The sequence below is a fragment of the Shewanella sp. 10N.286.52.A9 genome, from assembly GCF_041468985.1.
Lineage (GTDB): Bacteria > Pseudomonadota > Gammaproteobacteria > Enterobacterales > Shewanellaceae > Shewanella > Shewanella japonica.
The window spans coordinates 294,172-315,168 of sequence record NZ_JBFRJQ010000007.1; the positions used below are offsets into that span (position 1 = coordinate 294,172).

General features: G+C 40.5%; 14 protein-coding genes and 2 tRNA genes. 6 read left to right on the forward strand and 10 right to left on the reverse strand.

The genetic code is table 11. The features are described 5' to 3' along the window. Window positions 1-13: 13 nt before the first annotated feature. The 3 genes from AB4128_RS07390 (at window position 14) to AB4128_RS07400 (ending at window position 4,849) form a co-directional block, all read left to right on the forward strand. Window positions 14-1,453 (forward strand): MFS transporter, encoded by a 1,440-nt coding sequence (locus AB4128_RS07390; RefSeq protein ID WP_372037358.1) that lies wholly within the window; start codon window positions 14-16, stop codon window positions 1,451-1,453. 3 nt (window positions 1,454-1,456) lie between these two features. Continuing rightward, window positions 1,457-3,835, forward strand: coding sequence for a GH36-type glycosyl hydrolase domain-containing protein (locus tag AB4128_RS07395; protein ID WP_372037359.1), 2,379 nt, complete (start codon window positions 1,457-1,459; stop codon window positions 3,833-3,835). A gap of 153 nt (window positions 3,836-3,988) precedes the next feature. Next, window positions 3,989-4,849 carry a sugar-binding protein gene (locus tag AB4128_RS07400; RefSeq protein ID WP_372037360.1) on the forward strand — a complete coding sequence of 287 codons (861 nt, stop codon included), beginning with the start codon at window positions 3,989-3,991 and terminating at the stop codon, window positions 4,847-4,849. A gap of 115 nt (window positions 4,850-4,964) precedes the next feature. On the opposite strand, the gene AB4128_RS07405 is transcribed toward AB4128_RS07400, so the two are convergent. Both AB4128_RS07405 and AB4128_RS07410 read right to left on the reverse strand, forming a co-directional pair. Further along, window positions 4,965-5,540, reverse strand: a complete 576-nt coding sequence (locus tag AB4128_RS07405; protein ID WP_372037361.1) for a YceI family protein — start codon at window positions 5,538-5,540, stop codon at window positions 4,965-4,967. A gap of 88 nt (window positions 5,541-5,628) precedes the next feature. Further along, entirely contained in the window at window positions 5,629-6,183 is a 555-nt protein-coding gene (locus tag AB4128_RS07410) for a cytochrome b (RefSeq protein ID WP_372037362.1), read from the reverse strand. Between the two features lie 328 nt (window positions 6,184-6,511). Between AB4128_RS07410 and AB4128_RS07415 the strand changes: the two genes are divergently transcribed. The 3 genes from AB4128_RS07415 (at window position 6,512) to AB4128_RS07425 (ending at window position 8,504) form a co-directional block, all read left to right on the forward strand. Then, window positions 6,512-6,587: transfer RNA gene (locus tag AB4128_RS07415), tRNA-Phe, on the forward strand. Window positions 6,588-6,594: 7 nt separating this feature from the next. Then, a tRNA-Thr gene (locus AB4128_RS07420) sits at window positions 6,595-6,670 on the forward strand. Window positions 6,671-7,013: 343 nt separating this feature from the next. Then, entirely contained in the window at window positions 7,014-8,504 is a 1,491-nt protein-coding gene (locus AB4128_RS07425; protein WP_372037398.1) for an arylsulfatase, read from the forward strand. A gap of 183 nt (window positions 8,505-8,687) precedes the next feature. On the opposite strand, the gene nagP is transcribed toward AB4128_RS07425, so the two are convergent. The 8 genes from nagP to AB4128_RS07465 all read right to left on the reverse strand — a co-directional run bounded on the left by nagP (window position 8,688) and on the right by AB4128_RS07465 (window position 20,920). After that, entirely contained in the window at window positions 8,688-9,986 is a 1,299-nt protein-coding gene (gene nagP, locus AB4128_RS07430) for an N-acetylglucosamine MFS transporter NagP (protein ID WP_372037363.1), read from the reverse strand. 252 nt (window positions 9,987-10,238) lie between these two features. Further along, window positions 10,239-11,459: a transmembrane glucosamine N-acetyltransferase NagX gene (gene nagX / locus AB4128_RS07435; protein WP_372037364.1), complete on the reverse strand. Its 1,221-nt coding sequence runs from the start codon at window positions 11,457-11,459 to the stop codon at window positions 10,239-10,241. A 6-nt stretch (window positions 11,460-11,465) separates the two neighbouring features. Next, complete coding sequence (gene nagA / locus AB4128_RS07440; protein WP_372037365.1) at window positions 11,466-12,656, reverse strand: N-acetylglucosamine-6-phosphate deacetylase; 1,191 nt, start codon at window positions 12,654-12,656, stop codon at window positions 11,466-11,468. 65 nt (window positions 12,657-12,721) lie between these two features. Further along, on the reverse strand, window positions 12,722-13,720 hold the full coding sequence (gene nagB-II, locus AB4128_RS07445; protein ID WP_372037366.1) for a glucosamine-6-phosphate deaminase NagB-II: 999 nt from the start codon (window positions 13,718-13,720) through the stop codon (window positions 12,722-12,724). 68 nt (window positions 13,721-13,788) lie between these two features. Then, on the reverse strand, window positions 13,789-14,691 hold the full coding sequence (nagK, locus tag AB4128_RS07450; RefSeq protein ID WP_372037367.1) for an N-acetylglucosamine kinase: 903 nt from the start codon (window positions 14,689-14,691) through the stop codon (window positions 13,789-13,791). 321 nt (window positions 14,692-15,012) lie between these two features. Next, window positions 15,013-17,655, reverse strand: coding sequence for a family 20 glycosylhydrolase (locus tag AB4128_RS07455; protein WP_372037368.1), 2,643 nt, complete (start codon window positions 17,653-17,655; stop codon window positions 15,013-15,015). 756 nt (window positions 17,656-18,411) lie between these two features. After that, window positions 18,412-19,116: a SapC family protein gene (locus AB4128_RS07460; protein ID WP_055025647.1), complete on the reverse strand. Its 705-nt coding sequence runs from the start codon at window positions 19,114-19,116 to the stop codon at window positions 18,412-18,414. A gap of 259 nt (window positions 19,117-19,375) precedes the next feature. After that, window positions 19,376-20,920: a tryptophan halogenase family protein gene (locus AB4128_RS07465; RefSeq protein ID WP_372037369.1), complete on the reverse strand. Its 1,545-nt coding sequence runs from the start codon at window positions 20,918-20,920 to the stop codon at window positions 19,376-19,378. Window positions 20,921-20,997 lie beyond the last annotated feature (77 nt).

The following is a 20,997-nucleotide window of genomic DNA, read 5'->3' on the forward strand; positions in this document are numbered from 1 at the left end:
GGTAACCATAACAATGGCTCAAAATATCGAACAGACTAATACCGTCTCTGAAAAATTATCGCTAAAAGAAAAAATTGGATACGCCCTTGGGGATGTGGCATCTAACTTTTATTGGCGTGTATTTGATGTGTTCCTCTTTATTTTTTATACCGATGTATTTGGTATTTCAGCTGCTGCAGTCGGCACTATGATGTTGGTTACTCGCCTTATTGATGCTTTCTCAGATCCGTTGATGGGAGCATTAGCCGATAGAACTTCCACTCGCTTTGGTAAGTTTAGGCCTTATTTATTACTGGGCATTATCCCTATCGCCGCGGCAGGTATACTCACTTTTACCGTTCCAGATCTAGGCGATGATGGCAAGATTATATGGGCGTATGGCACATATATTTTCATGATGTTGGCATACACGTTTATTAATGTGCCTTATGGCGCCCTTTTAGGTGTAGTCACTGCAGACAGTCAAGAACGTACTACCTTGACCAGTTTTCGATTCATCGGTGCTTTTTCTGGTGGCACACTCGTCGCTTACCTGACTCCTGAGCTTGTGACCTTGCTAGGTAACGGAGACCAAGCCCTAGGCTGGCAGCTGACAATGGGGTGTTATGGCTTAATCTCTGCTGTTTTGTTTACGCTCACTTTTTTCGCGACCAAAGAACGAATTTCACCACCCGTTAATCAGCAAACCAGTATCAAACAAGACCTGATTGATCTATCGAATAATAAACCTTGGTTAATATTATTCTCACTAGCACTGATTATTATGTTCACCATCACTTTGCGCGCCAGCACCGGGACATTTTATTTTAAATATTACGTCGGTCGAGAAGACTTAATTGGAACATTCACGGCTGTATATATGATTTCATTAGCGATTGGGGCAGCATCTACACCAATACTTAGCCGCTATTTTGATAAACGCAGTTTATTGATTGGTTTGATGAGTTTAGTTGCGGTCTTTTCAGCTGGTTTTTACCTGATTCCACCCAACAACATTACTCTAATGTTTATCATGCAAGCCTTAATTGGTTTCTGTCTTGGCCCCAAATCACCACTGGTGTTTTCCATGTATGCAGATACTGCAGATTACTCTCAATATAAAAATGGACGCCGAGCAACAGCAATGATTTTCTCTGCCGCTGCTTTTTCGCAAAAATTGGGGGGAGCATTTGCAGGCGCCATGATTGGTTGGCTCTTATCTTCAATGGGCTATGTGGCCAATCAGCAGCAATCACCAGACTCTCTGATGGGAATTTTACTACTGAACACATTAATTCCAGCCATATTTGCATTATTAGCGGTTTGGGTTGTTAAACATTACAGCTTAAACGAAGCCAAAATGGCTGAGATTTCTCAGCAATTATATGCAAATGAAAACGCCAGTAACCAAAATAAGCCTAAGGCAAAAACAAGCCAACCAAACCTTCATACTCAAACAACAGCTCAGGGATAAATAGTGATCACTTACCATCAGGCAAACGGTGCAGTCAGCCTAAACAGCCCAACAAGTATGCCAAATGCTTGTGGCTTTTTATGGAATAAAAAAATGATGATTCAAATGAATTGTCGTGGTTATGCCATTGCCCAATTTATGCAACCCGAGCCTGCAAAATATGCTCACGGCCCTGCTCTTGAAGCTAAAACTTTTATGCAGCCTGAGCATCCATATTTTAGCCATCACCCAGGAAGATTCTTTTATATAAAAGATAATCAATCTGGTGAGTTGTTTTCTATTCCTTATGCCCCCGTCAAGCAAGCTACTGACTCTTTTGAGTTTATTGTCGAAAAAGAAAAAATCAGCTGGCACATCACTCACCTTGATATCGTTTGTGAGTTATCACTTACATTAACTACTACTGATTGCGCTGAACTTTGGCAACTTAATATCACAAACAATAGTGGTCGCTCACGTGACTTGAGTATCTACAGTTACTTCCCAGTGGGTTATATGTCATGGATGAACCAATCTGCACATTTTGATACAGAGTTAAATGCCATTTTGTGTGAGTCAGTAACACCGTATCAAAAAATAGAACAATACTTTGCGCATCAAGATTTTAAAGACACAACGGTATTAATGAGTGATATTGCCCCGACAAGTTACGAAACTAGCCAAGCAGCATTTGAAGGTGAAGGAGGGCTCAATAATCCTGATGCTATCACCAATCGAGCATTAGCATCTAAACCTGCTCATTACCAAACACCGGTTGCTGTGATGCATTTTGATTTACCTTTGCAAACGGAGCAGCACTTTCAAGCCAACTTTGTTTTTGCCCCTGTAAAAGATAAGCTTGAAGCCAAGCAATTACAGCAACACTATTTGGGATCTCCTGAGAAACGAGAAAAAATTAACAAACAATACCAAGAGTACATCGCTCAAGCTGACCAACAACTGAGTATAAGTAGCCCTAATAAGGAATTTGATAACTTTATTAATCACTGGTTACCAAGGCAAGTTTTTTACCATGGTGATGTCAATCGGTTAAGTACAGATCCACAAACAAGAAACTACCTTCAAGATGCAATGGGAATGGTTTACCTCAAGCCTGATGAAACAAAAGCCGCATTCGTTAAGGCGTTATCGCAGCAAAATAGTAGCGGTAAAATGCCTGATGGTATTTTATTAAACCCAGAATCTGAACTTAAATATATCAACCAAATCCCACATACGGATCATTGTGTCTGGTTAGTTATTTGTATTACCGCCTATCTTGACGAAACAGCAGATTATGAATTCTTACACCAGCCTATTCCGTTTGCAGATGACATAGCGCCTAAAACAGTTTTCGAGCATATTGAATTGGCATTGACATTTTTATGGTCTCAACGAGATCAACGTGGTCTGAATTACATCAATCAAGGTGATTGGTGCGATCCGATGAATATGGTGGGATATCAAGGTAAAGGCGTATCGAGCTGGTTAAGCTTAGCCAGTGCTTACGCCATGAGGTTATGGTCTAACGTTGCTAAATCAACAGGTAATGCCAGCCTTGCCGAATCATTATTACAGCAAGCGAGTACAATAAACCAAGATGTGAATCAGCATTGCTGGGACGGTGAATGGTTTGCTAGAGGCATTACCGATGCTGGAAACTGCTTCGGTGTGAGTCAAAATCAAGAAGGCAGGATTTATCTCAACCCGCAAAGTTTTGCAATGCTATCTGGTGCTATCGATAACAACCAATGGCAGAAAATGAAGTTGCAGATAAAACAACAACTTCAAACGCCGTTTGGCATGATGATGCTTGCGCCTAGCTACACCCATATGAATGAGGAAGTTGGTCGCTTAACCCAGAAATTTCCTGGTACTGGTGAAAACGGTTCAGTGTACAACCATGCTGGTGCTTTCTATATTTTCGCCCTATTTGAGCGAGGTGAAACCGAAGCTGCATTTGAATTACTGCATACAATGATTTGTGCAGAATCAGAAGCAAATGCCCTCTCTCGTGGGCAACTACCCGTCTTTATCCCTAATTACTTTCGTGGAGCGTATTTTCAGTTCCCTGAAGATGCTGGTAAATCGAGTCAATTATTTAATACTGGTACCGTTGCATGGATCTATCGCATTGTTATTGAGCAACTCGTTGGCCTTAAAGGCACATCAAAGGGGATAAAGATAAAGCCTCAGTTACCTAAATCATGGCCAGAGCTACATGTCAGTCGACGATTCAGACAAGCCCAAATAACGATGCAGGTAAGTCACACAACCACTGTTACTACACAACAAGTTTGGGTTGATGATGTGCCACTAGAAAGCGATGCCAATGGCGAGTTTAATTTTGATGTTTTACCTAAGCAAACATACCGGTTAAAAGTATTACTGCCTATAAGCTAGATTCAAGAATGACTCGCCAATATGAAAAATTAGATGATTGAATTGATAGCTTTACGCTATTCAATCTAGGTAAGCTACTGGTTGATAACATCGACATCAACCGCGGTAACATATCAATTCTCGTCTGCGGTTAAACTAACACGGATTAACACTATGGAATGGTTCAACAAACATGTCTCCTTCATAACAAGACTGACATTCACCCAAAAGCATATTACACAAGCAGCGATATCACTGCTCGTACTCCCAGCGTTTTTTTCATCGTACAGTGTGCAAGCCACTACTGAAGACAGGTTCACTGAGTATGTCCATCAACCTATTATGGTCAATTATGCCAATGAAAAAATTAACATTGATGGAGTCCCGAATGACGCGGATTGGCAACATGCAAACTGGCACCCAATCGATACCATGATCATTGGTGCTGCAATAGATAAAAATGATTTTAGTGGTCGCTACAAGTTGCTTTGGCGCGAAGACACGCTCTATCTACTCACTGAAGTCATTGATGATGTGTTATTTGATCAAACCGCGGATCCAACTGTGCTGTATTGGGATGACGATACCGTTGAAGTGTTTTTAGATGAAGATGCCTCGGGTGGTGAACATCAATTTAGCCACAACGCCTTTGCTTATCATGTTGCTTTAGACAGACAAGTTGCCGACTTTTCAACTCAAAAACAAGCAATGACATTCAATGAACATATTACAACTATTTGGTCTCGCGATGAGGCCAACCCACAAAAAGTGTATTGGGAAATGGCAATTAAGGTATTCCCTGACAATTATAATGATTCATTAACAGCATTTGATGACCATCAAATATCGCCAGTCACCCTCAGCGGTAATAAAAAACTCGGTTTTATGCTGGCTTATTGTGATAACGACGGCAGTAAAACGAGGGAAAACTTTATTGGCTCTCACCCCATCAAAGCCGTGAATGGCGATATGAATCGAGGGTATAAAGATGCCAATGTATTTGGCCATATTATATTAACTAACAAGCAAAATTAGCCAATCCACCTACACTGACATACAAAAAACGCCGCTCAATAACTGAGTGGCGTTTTTGTGAATAGCCCGACTAATCTTTTTTCAGTCGATTAAGTATTCGATTGCGCAATTTACGTTATTGTTTAATCCCTTCAATAACGAGATCTAAGCTCACATTCGCTGAAGCTGGGCCTAGGTCCATTTTTATCCCAAAATCTTTCATTGCAAATTCTGTCGTACCTACAAAACCTGCTCGATAACCACCCCATGGATCTTTACCTTCACCAATGACTGTCGCATCGATTGCCACAGGTTTGGTCACGCCGTTTAGCGTCAAGTTACCATTTACGACCACTTTCCCATTGCCTTTATCTTCAACTGTCGTTGATACAAACTCGGCCTTAGGAAATTCACCCGTATTTAAAAAATCACTTCCACGTAAATGCTTATCACGCTCTGCATGATTTGAATCAACACTGGTTGTATTAATGGTTACTTTAACCTTAGTATCGTTGACCGTATTAGCATCGTAGCTAAAGTCACCACTAAAATCGTTAAAGCGGCCTGTCACAAAGCTATACCCTAAATGATTGACCTTAAATTGGATTGACGCATGCGCTCCTTGGGTATCAATTTTGTAGTCAGCAGCATTGGCCATTGCAGGTACCAACAAGATGGCGCCAAATACCGTGCTAATCAGTTGCTTTTTCATTATGTATTCCTTTATATAAATTAATCATGTGATTAAAAGTGATGAAGTATAATTTTCCAACGCTTGAGTGAAATAAGTACTCGATAGGCTACTTCGGTTTTACGGGTTTTATCATTCTTGTCAGGGTGCTATCTTTATCAATAAGTTGATGTTTAATCGCTCCAGCGGCATGAATCACAACCAAAGCAATTAACCCGTATGCAAGATATTGGTGAATAACACCTGCAATATCTTCTTGATTAGTGATAAAGCTACCCAAACCAGGTAATTCAAACCAATCAAATACCATTATTCCCCTGCCGTCGGCTGTGGAAATCAAAATGCCACTTATCATTATCAGTAGCATCAATAGATAAAATACCCTATGAGTCCATTTGGCGGCCTGTTTTTCCCAATGTTTGTGTGATGAGTTAGCCTGTGTTGTGACAGAGATAAAGCGCCATAGGATGCGTATTAGTGTTAAACCAAGTAGCAGTACTCCGACACTTTTATGGATATTAGGCGCAGTTTGATACCAGCTGCTGTAATACGTTAAATCCACCATCCAAAAACCTAAACCAAACAAACCTAAAATGGTTAATGCACTAATCCAGTGAAGTAATATTGTGAATAAGCCATATCCATCTCGTGTATTGACCAACATGTTTCGTCATCCCTCATATTTGATAGAAATGAGTTTATAGATAAAAATATAAAATAAAATGGCTAAATTTCGCTACAATCATTCGATTTTTTAGAACGTTTATAAAATACCAAATACCAAGTAAGTTGGTTATTTCTAACAATGCCGAGTTTTATATTGACAAAAAACATGCATTTTGAACATTTACTAGCCGAACAATAAAAAACTTGTAAAAAGCACTTGCGTCAATAAAACCATCCCTATAATATGTGCGCACTCCAAACGGCACAGACACTAATGACCAAGTTAGTTTCTTGTTTGAAGTAGTTAACTAACGCTTAGTTTAGTTGCCCGAATAGCTCAGTCGGTAGAGCAGAGGATTGAAAATCCTCGTGTCCCTGGTTCGATTCCGGGTTCGGGCACCACAATTTAGCCGGCATAGCTCAGTTGGTAGAGCAACTGACTTGTAATCAGTAGGTCCCGAGTTCGACTCTTGGTGCCGGCACCATATACAGAATAGCCACTCAAATGAGTGGCTTTTTTGTATCTAATTTTTACTATTTAACCCATCCCGAACTGCCCTTTTATGATTTAATAAAGTAACCATTCACCTCATCATTTATTTGCCTGACTAATTTGCCGGATTATTAAGCAAAATTTCTATCAGTGCATATACTGATATTTCCTCATCTTTATGTAAACAATCTCGTAGTTACTTGTTTAATCGCTAATTTAGCTGTTAACTTATAACTAGTGTTCAAAAAATCTACACTGTTCTTCAATCATATAGGGAAATAAAAATGGTAAGAATGAAAAAACTCCTCGGAGTCACTGCTGCGATAACATTAGGAATGCTATCAACCAGTGCTACCGCTGCTAGTAAACCTAATATTCTCGTCATATGGGGCGATGACATTGGGCAAGCAAATGTCAGTGCTTATACATTTGGTTTGATGGGTTATCAAACGCCAAATATTGATAGTATCGCCAAAGAAGGGTTAATGTTCACTGATTATTATGGCGAACAGTCTTGTACTGCGGGCCGTTCTACCTTTATTACAGGTCAAAGCGTGTTCCGTACTGGATTAAGTAAAGTTGGTTTACCTGGCGCTGATATTGGCTTACAAGCAGAAGATGCCACCATAGCGGAAATCTTAAAGCCTATGGGTTATGCCACGGGTCAATTTGGTAAAAACCATTTAGGTGACAAAGATGAGTTCTTACCTACTGCCCATGGTTTTGATGAATTTTTAGGAAACCTTTATCACCTTAATGCTGAAGAAGAACCTGAAAACGTTGATTACCCAAAAGATCCTGAATTCTTAAAGAAATTTGGACCTCGAGGCGTTATCAAATCATCAGCTGATGGCAAGATTGAAGATACTGGTCCATTAACGAAAAAAAGAATGGAAACCATTGATGATGAAACCGTTTCGGCGGCAATTGACTTCATGGAAAAAAGTGTAAAATCGAAAAAACCATTCTTTGTATGGTGGAACGGAACACGTATGCATTTCCGTACCCATATTAAGCCTGAACTTCGTGGAGCAAGCGGCGTCAGTAATTATGCTGACGGTATGATTGAGCATGATAACCATGTTGGTCAACTGCTTAAAACTGTCGATAAGCTAGGTATCAAAGATAACACGATCGTATTTTACTCAACCGATAATGGCCCACACATGAACACATGGCCAGATGCGGGTTTAACTCCGTTTAGAAGTGAGAAAAATACCAGCTGGGAAGGCGCATTCCGTGTTCCTGCGATGGTGAGATGGCCAGGTAAGATTGAAGCTGGTAGCGTTTCCAATGAGATTATGCACCATATGGATTGGCTACCTACCTTCGCTGCAGCGGCTGGCGATAGCAAAGTAAAAGAGAAGCTACTTAAAGGCTATAGCGCAAATGGCAAAAAGTTTAAAAACCATCTAGATGGCTACAACTTCTTACCTTACCTAACAGGCAAGGCAGATACCGGCCCTCGTGAAGAAATCTTTTACTTCACTGATGATGGTGATTTAGCCGCTCTGCGTTATAAAAACTGGAAAGCAGTATTTTTAGAGCAGCGTGTGACAGGTACATTACAAATATGGGCAGAGCCTTTTGTTGAACTGCGCTTACCTAAGATATTTAACCTACGTATGGATCCATACGAGACTGCTGACCGCACGTCTAATACCTATTATGACTGGTTAATAGACAGAGCATTTTTATTAGTGCCTGCGCAAGCTTATGTGGCTCAATTTTTAGAAACATTTAAAGAATATCCTCCAAGACAAAAAGCAGCGAGCTTTAGTTTGAAGCAAGTCATGGAGAAACTAGAAAAGCCAACTAACCATTAATCAGTTTATTGGCAAATTGTAGTAAGAGCCAAATGTAGTAAGAGCCAAAGCTTATTAGTGTAATAAAAAAGCCACTCAATAGAGTGGCTTTTTTGTGAAGGGACTACAGCTTAAAGTCGTTTCATGACAGTATTATAAGGCTGCCGGTAACGCCATACACTGCATTGAAAACGCTTATCTCAACTATTTCCAGCTTGTCATTTTATAGCCTTTAACCGCATAAAATAAAATGAACAGATAACAAGGGATCATCACCATATAACCGCCTTGCATACCTAAAGACGTCGCAGAGCTTGTTAGCCCCCAAAATACCGGCCCAAACGCGCCACCAGCAATCCCCATGATTAACAAAGCAGAACCAGTACTGGTTAATCGACCCATTCCTGATAATGCTAACGGCCATACTGCAGGCCAAACAATCGCATTAGCTAACCCTAGAAATGCAATGAGTAATAAGGTATCTGGCAGCTCAGCTCCGCCAAATGGTACCAATATCATATTAGCAATGGTGTACGACTCACTATCACCAAATACGATACCAAAAGATAATACTACGCCTAAAATAGCACTGATTAATAACGCATTAGGTTGCGAAATAAAGCGAGGAATACAAATAATACCCAAGCTATAACCGATAACCATACAAACCATTGTATAGGATGTCATCACGCCATAGTTTTCGACACCCAAGGTTAATGCGTAAGTACCAATGGTATCCCCTGCTATGACTTCAACGGCCACATAAACAAATAATGCGACAACACCCAGTGCAAGGTTTGGTTTAGCCAGGGCTTCTTTAATCTGTCCTTTTTCAGAAGACTCGTCTTCTTGCTCGAGTTCTGGTAAAGGAGATTTTTTAACAGCAAACGCTAAAATACCAATAAACACCGCCATACCTAAGTAAGGAAGTATTAGACTATTCGCCATTTCATCGATTTGAATTTGGGTTAATGTTGTTCCAACACGGTCTTTAAAACTATCTAAAATCAGTGCTGTAAATACCATAGGCGCAATCACACCCGCCCCTTTATTGAGAATGCCCATTACACTTACACGGGCAGCAGCTGATTCTTCAGGGCCTAAACGAACAACATAAGGATTCACAGCGGTTTGTAGTAACGTTTGGCCAGTACCCATCACTAATTGCGCTAATAAGAATAAAGGAAATATTTGGGTTTTAGCCGCAGGTATAAACAATAAACCCGCGATCATCATTATCCCCATCCCTAATGCCATACCACTTTTATAGCCGACTTTACGAATAACCCAAGCAGAAGGCAGGGCAGTAAATGTCACAGCGATATAAAAAGAGAATAAGATTAGAGATGCTTGAAATGGGCTAAGTTGAAGGATTTGCTTCAGATAAGGCATCAAAGAGCCATTTAGCCAAGTGGCAAATCCCAATACGAAAAAGAGAATTGCAACGATAGCCATCGGCAGCACACTGCTTTTTTGCTGACTGTTATTCATTGTAGTTTCCATAAACCTGCTTCTTATTGTCATTAATTTTCAGCAGCAATATCCATCACTGCCACATATGAGTCTTATTGTTATTGAGGTTTTAGCACCACTATGATGACGAATTGTTAATTCATTTCATAGTCATTGCGCATTTCATGTTAAAACATCCACACCACAAAGACAACGCTGTCATTCCTTTAACTGGTAGAACCATAACAAGTGAAAATCAAGCTCAGGAATTTATCCTACTAGCCAAGCACTTATCTGTTTAAGTTAGATTCGGATGAAAATTTTCCGTCGATATAACCATAACAATACTAACCATTGCACCAGCAACAAACTGACCACTGACATTAATTGCTGCCAGTTTTGAGGTAATGCTGTGATGACTCCACCCAATAAACTTTGAGAAAAATACTGCCAGTTCATTAAGCTTGAAGCTAAATAAATGATGATAGCGTTCGTGCCAATCACCACAAAAAACAACGACCACTTCTGCCATTTGAGCACATCAATAAGCGCATAAAAAATGGCTAAAAATACGATACTCCAACCAGACGTCACCAATACAAAACTGCTTGTCCAAAGGTCTTTATTAATCGGTATGACAAAATCAACTAACCAAGCTAGTGAAATCAACAAGCAACCCGCAATCATTAGTAACAACACTTTTAACCAGTCAGAAGAGAGCTTACATGCAGATATATTGGTATTAACCAACAGCTGACCGACAAATACACCGACTAAGCCATTTACAACCGAAGGAAGCGTTGACAGCACCCCTTCAGGATCTAAAGGACGGTCTTGATAAGAAATACCTGGCAATAATAAACTGTCCACATAGGCGTTAATCGAATTATCTTGAGTGAATTGTCCTGGTAGCCCATTAGGATACGGGACATATAATTGCAATAAGCCATAAGCCAATAAAATGATAACCGCTATCGCAGCCTGTACCCGCAGGCTTGTATGCCAAACCAGCATTGCCCCAATAAACCAAGCAAAACCGATTCGGGCCAATACACTGGCATATCTAATTTGTTCAGGATCCGCAGGGACACCAGTACCCCAACCATGGTTATAAAGCACACCTAGTAGGATGAGTAATCCAAGTCGCTTTATAGCATGACGATAAAAAGGTAGGCGTTCGCTCATTGGCAGTTTATCCAACCTTTTTGGAGACAAGCCTAGCGCTACACCGGATAAGAATATAAATAGCGGGAAAATCACATCATAAAAGGTAAAGCCATGCCATTGACTGTGATGCATTTGGCCATCAAACCATTGCCAACCTGACCAGCCAGTTAATAGCAATAATCCTGCAAATAGCCCTTCTCCCCCCAAAATCCAAAACATGTCAAAACCACGCAATGCATCAAGAGACGTTAAACGTGTTTTCGTTTTAGGTTTATCACTATTTATTCTAGTTTCAGAATGTTGAACATCACTTCTTGACGTGTCACTTACAGTCGAATGACTAACTGGAGCATTCATTGGCGGCTACCTAGCCCGCTGTGGGCAGTCAGAAGAATACACTAACTCACCAGCTATATAAGTTGCACTGACATTATTTTGCGTATTCAATAACACTAAGTCAGCTTGCTGACCGACTGCAATTCGGCCTAGCTGAGGTTTTTGTAAATATTGAGACGGATATAGTGATGCCATTCTTAATGCTTCTTCATGGCGTAAACCTAGCATGCGCACAGTGTTATTCACTGCACCAACCATATCTAATACACAACCTGCAAGTTCACCTGTTGTTGCATTAAGTCTGTCGCCTTGCCTTATAACTTTAGTGCCAAATAATTCAAAGCTAGCATTATCATCCATACCCACTGGCGGCATCGCATCAGTCACCAACATCACTTTACCTTGCGGTTTAGCCTTAATAGCCACTTTAGCTGTTGCACTATGCACATGGTGTCCATCAACAATTAATCCGCACCAAGCCTTTTCGCTTTCTAGCGCAGCACCTACCATGCCAGGTTCACGGGAACCAAAACCTGACATTGCATTGAATAAGTGTGTGAATCCATCTGCACCAGCATCCAACGCAGCATTAACCGTCTCGTAATCAGCATTTGAATGCCCTAGGCAGACTTTTACATCATGTTCGACTAATGTTTTTATCACCTCAACTGAAACGTTTTCAGGTGCTAAGGTGACAAGTTTGATACCTAAATCTTGGCGAGCAAAAATAGCCATCTCAGCCGCAGAAATTTCACGAATAAAGGATTGAGGATGTACCCCTTTTTTAGGGACACTCAAATGCGGCCCTTCAAAATGAATACCCAATACTCCTGGTGTTTTAAGCTTAATGGCTTCTGCAACGGCATCGGCCGCTTTTTCCATTACCTCAACTTGATCAGTTATTAAGGTTGGTAAAAAGCCAGTGGTTCCAAACTTCGCATGAGCATTGCCTATGATGCTGATACACTCAGGTGTAGGTTCAGCATTAAATAACGCCCCACCGCCACCATTAACCTGAACATCAACAAACCCAGGAACTAGCGTTCCTTGTAAATGAGTCACATTTTCTAATGCATCTTCATTCACCAATTGCAGATCCAGTCCCTTTTCAGCTATAGCGTTGATAGCAGTGATCATCCCATTATCTATGGTAATCGCAGCTCGCGGCTGAAATAGCTCGCCATCAAAATACTTATCTACAATTAGGGTTTGTTTCATCTTGAGTCTCTTTACATCTAGGCTTAATTAACACCAATAAGGTGATTAAATATCATCAACTTACATTACAAGGTTTGTGTTACTTTCTTGAGGCCTTCTGGCTGATCTGGATCAATGCCACGCGCAACCGCTACGGCGGCTACATCAATATAAAAACGCTGCAACAGCGCCAGTGGCGCAATACGCGGGTGAATATCATTTGAAGTTTGATTCAAATGAACCACATCAGCACCACGCTCAGTGACGTTATTTACTTGCTCAACATGGCTTTCTAAAGACTCATCATTGATACAAGCGTCAACAATGGTCAGCTTTTTCTCAACTAATGTCACCGGACCATGTAAAAACTCTGCACTACTAAAGGATTCGGCATGAATAGAACACACTTCTTTCATTTTAAGCGCTAGCTCTTTCGTAACGGCATATCCAAGACCGCGGCCTAAAACCACAAGATTCTTAACTCCCTCTAAAGACTCTGCAGTCAATTGAGGTTCTGCATCTACAGCTGTTTGAAGTGCTTTAGGCATTGAATCTACAGCTGCTGCCAATGATTCACTTTGAGTCCACTCTGCTGTTAATTGAACAATTGCTGAAAGTGTCGCTAGATAGCTTTTAGTGGCTGCTACTGCTTTTTCTTCACCCGCTCTTAGAGGTAAAACAACATCAACGATATCTTTTATCGGCGCGGTTTCATCATTCACTAATGCCACACAAAAAGCGCCGGCGATTTTTGCCATTCTTGCTTGCGCTAAAATATCAGGGCTTCGACCTGATTGTGAAATAACGATGACTAACCCGCCTTCAAGTTGCAAGCTTTTACCGTATACGCTGGCTACCGATGGTGCAGCAGCAAATGTTGGAATACCTACTTCAATTTCAAATAAATATTTTGCAAACACACCCGCATGATCTGAAGAGCCTCGGCCAACAATCATTACAAACTTAGGTTTAAAATTACGCAGCTTCTCACCAAGTTCCTTAGTTAGCCCCGCATTAGCAGCTAATTGTTCAGCAATTTTTTGCGGTGCAGAGCGAGCTTCTAGCTCCATAATGGTATTTGTCATCGGTATAACCTTTTTCAATATTGTCGAATAAATTGGAAAAATGACTAGCTGGTTGAATTGTTAACCTATTAGCCTTGATGTTTGCTGTATTGTTGTTGAGCAAATAAGATGGCGCCGATTTCAGGTTGAGCGAGCGCTGGCTGAACCTGCTGCCCGACATCACTATCAAGCCATTTTTGTAAGGGCTCAGCTAAACCGCCTATCATTGAAAAACGACGCGGTTCGAGTGTAAAAAGCTTACGTGCCATATCACTGATATATTTTGCACCTTGTTTAACAATCTCTATCGCAACAACATCACCTTGTTCGGCACTTTGAATTACCAGCCTAGCTAATTTGGCATACGTACTCGATGATTGACCTGCTAGGTTTTCAACAATTCCGATAGCGTCTGAGACGTCAAAATGCGCTAAGATTAATTGCGTTAACTGACTGTCTTGCGCAAACCCATCAAGGTTTAATAAAGCATGCTCTGCAGCTTGTTGACCTAGCCATGCACCGCTACCTTTATCGCCTAAAGCAAACCCATGCCCACCAACCAGTAAGCTTTGCTCTCCGACATGTGCGTAACCGCAAGACCCTGTGCCAGTAATAATGACCGCGCCATCCTCACCGTTGTGCGCACCAATACAGGCAGTATGTAAATCGGTAGTGAGATACATATGAGCAAATGGATGCTGCCATTCATTTATCAATTGATATAAGCGAGGTACATTGACCCCTGCAAGGCCAAGGCCTGCGACTAACGTCTTGATACCATCTTGAGTTAGCTTTGCGTCTGCTATCGCTAAGTCGGTTGATTGGCGGATTGATTCGAAAGTTTGTTCTAAGCCGTGAAGGGGGTTAGCACGCCCAGCAACACCAGTTCCAATCACACCCATCTTAGGAGAATAAATCGTGGCGCGACATTTACTGCCTCCGCCATCAATACCAATAAAAAGCTGTGATTCATTTTGCAGGTTAACGCCCATGATATCCCTCTTATCTCTTCTATTTGAGCCCAAGAAGATGACTAAAAAACAACGTTATAAAGATGCACAAACTAACGTTATAGGTGGCCCTTTGAATAAGTTAACTTTATGTTACACCACAAATGACAGCGTTGTCATTTATTTTTTAGAACTAAGATAAATAAGCATCAAGCAATAAGCCTAACACTCTGTTTATAAAGAAAATAAAATAGTAATCGTTTAGTGATTAATTAAAGGGAATCAGACTTAATGGTATAAAACAAAGCAAAAAGGCGTTAACAAAGTGTTTAACGCCTCTTAGTGAAGTGCAATATTAACTATCTACAGCAATAAACTTCTGCCTTTTCGTTTACCATCAGGAGAGATACTTCTCACTTCAACTTTGCCATTCACAGCAACGGGCTCGGTATAAGGAAGCCACTGTTTATTATTGACACGATACTCAATTCTCAGTCCTGGAAAAGCGATATTGGCATGTAATTTACCATTAATAACTTTAGCCCCAACCGTTGGTAATCGATAAGCAATGTTTGCTAAATCAAGCTTGTGAAGCTCTTTTTGTCCAAGTGCATTAGCAAGTTCATTCCATTGCTGCTGTTGTTTGAGTCGCATTGCCGCAGTGAAGTAACCAGAATCTTGACTATAAATAGCGCCTTCATATCGATATGGCACTTCCCAGCTTCCTTTATGCCATGCTTTTTCTGCCAATATTAATAATCGTGGATAAATCATGTATTCAGCGACATCATCACTGCGCACTGTTTCGCTCCACAGTTGACCTTGAATACCAGTAAAGCCTTTTCCTTGTTGTAACGGGCCTGATATGTCATTCCCCTGCTCATCTTGTTGAACGGTATCATCAGCGGTAAAGACTAGGCCTTCGATGTCAGTCCATTGTTCAGCATTGGCAGGAAGGTTATCTGGCATAAATGAAAATATTTTTTGACTATTTTGCGCACGTCCAGCCCAGTAATACCCGTGCTCCTTAGGATCTGCTTCATAGGGGAAGTCGAAATACAGCACCTCAGGATTTGACAATACGGTATCCCAACCTAGATTTGCTTGTTTATGAGCTCGCTTATAACCTTGATGTGATATGACATCCCAAATATTAGACTGTGCATTTTGAGGCATATTTGCGGGGTTAGTGTGGCTCATACCATCACTCCAACCTGCAGGTTGAATACCTTTGTCAGCTAACGAATTTGATAAGCGTTCAATAAAGTAGGCACCTAAATCATCAACTGATGTCACGCCTTTATCGTTATTAGCAACAAAATCAAGACACTGAGGAGATTGCTTCCACGCACCTGCAGTTTCATCAGCACCAATATGGTATCGATTTAACGGGTGATCCGCAGCTTGGTGAAGCTTGGCTATTTCGCTGATGACTTTATCAACAAAATGAAACGTCGATTCCATACAAACATTTAAGGTATTGTCATTATAATATTGCACTGACGAGTACACTGTCTTATCTGCAGCATCTGACAATAAATACTCTTTAGCGGCTTCGCTATTCCCAGCTTCCATATAATGACGATAGCGTGCATCCATTGATTTGATTGCAGCTCTTGAGTGACCAGGCATATCCATTGATGGAATAACTTCCACTTGACGAGCGGTGGCATAATTTAATATTTCGATATAATCGGCTTTACTGTAGTAACCATTTACATCGCTATCAGCAAATGGGCCACTGCCTAATTGAGGTATAAGACATTGTGTTTCCGTTAAATCATGGCAACGCTTGCTACCCACATTGGTTAACTCAGGTAAACCATCGATTTCTAAACGCCAACCTTCATCGTCAGCCATATGCAAATGAAGCTTATTTAACTTGTAAGCCGCCATTTGATCAATCAGGTCTAAAATCATTTGCTTACTATGAAAGTTTCTTGCGACATCAACATGCATACCTCGAAATTGATAACGTGGCGCATCAGTTACCGTTAAGGTATTTATAGATAAGTCATCGGCAGATAATAATCCGGTAATTGATGCAATACCATATGAAAAACCAGCTTCATCAGCCGCTTGAATCGTTAATTCAGATTCTGTAATTTCAAGCTTGTAGCCTTCTTGCCCTATTGTTGAAGATGTCTCCAACTTAAGCGGGATGCCACCAGCAAGCTCATTCACACCAAGCCTTGATAGGCGCACAAGTGATGCTTTTACAGCTTTTGGGTTTACTTCATTGTAAATAACATTAATACCCAAAGATAAATCCACAGGCTTATTGGTGGAGGTAACAACAATGTTAGCTGGGGTCGGAATGATACGGTCAGTGACATAACTGCTATCAAGGGTTACATTTTCATTGGTTTGATAAAGTACATTTGCTTTCGCCCAAACGAGTGCATCTTTTTCTGTGCGGCGATATTGCTTATCAGCATCGGTAAACGATTCCACATAAGGACGTTGCTCCATGCCTGTTTCAGGGTCAATTGTGAGCTTTGTACTGCTGATCACAACAGGCGTTAACCCGTCGACGGTAATATAGTAGTTTGGCATTGGATCAGTTTCAGACAACTGCCATAACTCGCCACGAAACCCTAGAGTCTTTATTTCGCCAGCTTTAAATCCAGTAAACGCTTTTGTGGGTGTAATTTGATGTAAATCGCCTTGAACACGACTAATGTCAAATTCAGGATTTAACACAGCTTGAACGGGTCTCATTTGGCTATAAAAAATTGACCAGTTGCCATTAGGATAATTAGCAGGAGTTGAAAAATCGATTTCTGCGATAAAGCAACGTTGGTCTTTTTGATCCGCTGAACATGCTTGCTCAGGGATATTGGTGACCACTCGATAAGTGACTTTTAGTTCATTAGCGAATTGATTGAGTGAGGCTTGTGTCCAAGAGGATTGTTCAATGTTGGTTTGACGCTCAGATGACCCGCCCTGACAACCTACTACCCCAAGTGACAATAATAAAGCCGTTGCGATGATGGTCTTTTTCATAGTTTCCTCAGTTTATCCCTAAGCTAATGATGTAACGCAATATGGTTTACGCTATTTCTTAATCTTTAACAGCCTTTATTTGTCATAAACTTGCCAAACAGGAGCAAGAAAGTTTTATGCTGTTTAGTCAATGCCTTATAGGTCAACTTATCTTATTCCTTCCCAGATTTGTATAGTGGGTCTCAACGACTGAAACCGAACTAACTAATGACTATGTATCATAAAAAAGGCAAAAAAATAGCTGGGAACAAAATATGTTACCCAGCTTATACTCGTTTCTGGGGAGAGACTAAAAGTATAAAAATTAATTGTATTCCGCCCGACCGGAATACAATCAAAACATGAGTAGAAGACCTCTACCTTACTCATGTGGACCTTAAAACAACGAATCAAACAAGCAATGACAACGCTGTCATTAGTAATCTACAGAATTAGCCATCAAATTTCTACATTTATTTGACCAAATTACACAGTTAATTAACATTGTTCAGTTTTAGTCCTTTAAAACAGCCACTTACCTAAAGCCTCTACCTTAAAAAAAGCTTAACTGGGATTAATGAAGTGGAATTAAACAGTAAACTCATGAGTCAACTTAGTGTTTTCATTGATATACCAAACATAAAAAAGGCACTGTGAATCGTAATTGACTCACAATGCCTAGATGTTTGCCCTGTATGAGGTCTGTTGTCGCAAGGTAAGCCGTACTTACTTTACAAAACTCACTAGAGTAAATGACAACAATTACGTCATTATAAATTATGCTTTAGACATAATCTCAGTGCGTGCTAAACGGTTCACTTGATTTAGTGATGCAAGATGACCGTAGATAGGACCTAGAAGACCACGCTTTCTAAGTTCTAAATAATCTTCATCTGAAAGCTCATTAAGTTTTGCTTCATCAATTAAGTATAGACCATTGATATTGCGTTTTTCACCAGCAACATCTACCGTTAGCGTTTGCGTAGTGAGTAACTCTTTTTCTGCAAGGAAACCTAGAATGTTACGGCTTGCTTGATCTTGTTCAAAGTGAGCAATAAGCGCTTTTTTACGGTTTTCTAAGTATTCAGTTTCTTTTTCGCCTTCGAATAATGCTTGGCCTTCTGTTTTACTAACTTCAGCAGCACCTTCACGAATACCAATCCAAACTTTATCTTTAACGTCTGGGTTTAATACTAGTCCGAGTGGGTAATCACGTACAACAGCAGGGATATACAGACCTTGCCATTTGCCATCTTTAATACTTAAATTTTGGCCTGGCTTTAAGCCCAGCATCGCAACGGCTTGGAACTCACCACTATCACTGTTTTTAACAAATACAATTGGGTATTCAGTTGCTGCACGACCAATTTCGTGCAAAGTTACTGGAACAATGTGCTGGTCAGCTACATGGTTAAAGCTCGATGGAGTGATTTTTAAATCACCGTGTTTTGCATGTTCAAGTAACGTAATTTGGTTAGACATCTTGGCTCCTTCAGGCGCTTCTAATCAATAATGATTTACATAAAAATTCGGGATTCAAGTCCCTTTTAATAAAAATTTCTTTTGAAGATTAAATTCAAATCCCAAAATTTTTAAATGATGCTTTGTTTAAATGACTCACTATCTAGCTTGATATTACAACTTAGAGTGACTCAAAAAGCCCATTATCATTTAATCTGCAGCTAACGTTACCGTATCAAGAAATAAAGTACCACTGGCTATGTTATTTATTTGGGGGCTATTAGATGGTTTTCAAGCCATATTGCTTTATTTTATTTAATAAAACACGATGCTCAGGTAATTCTGCGGCTAACCCATGACCAATCCGTCGGATCTGTTCTGTTTGCTGCTGCGCTGCTAACAAATACTGTTTATCACATTGATTTACTTGTGTTGCGTATTTCATTCCGTATAACACATATAAATAGTTATCCACGTTGAACACTTCATAACGAGAAAACAAGTCGTCAGTCAGCGGGCTAAAGTTTTGCCATAACGCCATCTTTTGCTTTAAAGGATTAGGGATTGAATCAGGACAACGGTTATCTCGCCAGAAGTCACTGTCTTGTCTGTCTGAAATACAGTAATGCAATTTAGCAAACTCAACCACTCGCTCCCAAGCGTAGCCCATTGTGTGGTTAAATCGCTTGGCAAGTGCAGGCATTTGCGATAATGCTTGTGGTAATCGTTTTGATAGATAGGCAGCGGCAAAGTCGGTTAACAATATAGAGGTAGCCTCAATAGGCTCTAAAAAACCTTGTGCAAGCCCCAATGACACGCAGTTTTTAGCCCAGAACTTTTCTCTATAGCCAACTTTCATCGGAATTTCTCTTGAAGAAAGTGAAGCTAGCTTCCCCCCTAAATATCGATCAAACGTTTCTTCAGCTTGTGCAGATGTCATATGATTATCTGAGTAAACAAAACCTGTGCCTCGCCTTTGCGGCAGGGCGATATCCCAAACCCAACCAGCTTGGTGAGCAGTAGCAATCGTATAGGGCGGGATAACTTGTTCTTCAGTGGTAGGGACTTGCGCAACGATTGCTTTATTCACAAACAATTGCTTAGATTTATCAATAAAGCCAACCTTTAGCTTTTTAGAAAGCAATATCGACTCAAAGCCACTTGCATCAACATAAAAATCAAAAGCTAACTCGCCTAATGAATCCGTTTTCAAACAAGTTAAATTGCCCTGCTCATCGATATTGGCATCAAGCACATTGGCTTTTAGGTGAGTGACATTAAATTTTGTTGTCGCATTTTTAGCTAACAATTGTGCAAATTTTGCTGCATTTAAGTGGTAAGCATAACTAACCTTGCCGCCATATTCTGGTGTTGTAATCAGTTTGGGAGCTTTGAAGGCATCACAAATAAAATGCTGAGGAGAAACGGTAGCAGAGAAACTCTGCTGATTAGTTGCCTGTTGCTTGGCTTGCTGTAACCAATAATCGGTAAGGTTCTCCCCTAGCGGGCTTGGTACGTCAAACAAGTGATGGTAACTGTTTTTGGCACCATGAATATCTTTATCAAGCCAATTGCAAAACTTAATTGATTGCTTAAAGCTTACATCACATTCACGAATAAACTCGGTTTCACTTATACCGAAGCTTTGTAACGATTGTTTAATCGCTGGTACCGTACCTTCACCAACACCAATTGTCGGGATATCTGGTGATTCAATCAGCGTGACAGAAACATCAGCTAAATGCTGCGCAGCTTTTCCAATATGGTTTGCTGCTAACCATCCTGCAGTACCACCACCTACAATCACTATTCTTTGTACTTTCATTCAAACCACCAGCTTTGCAGTTAATGACTTAATTTAATAAAAAAGCCTAGCAATTTGCTAGGCTTTTTTGACTCGGC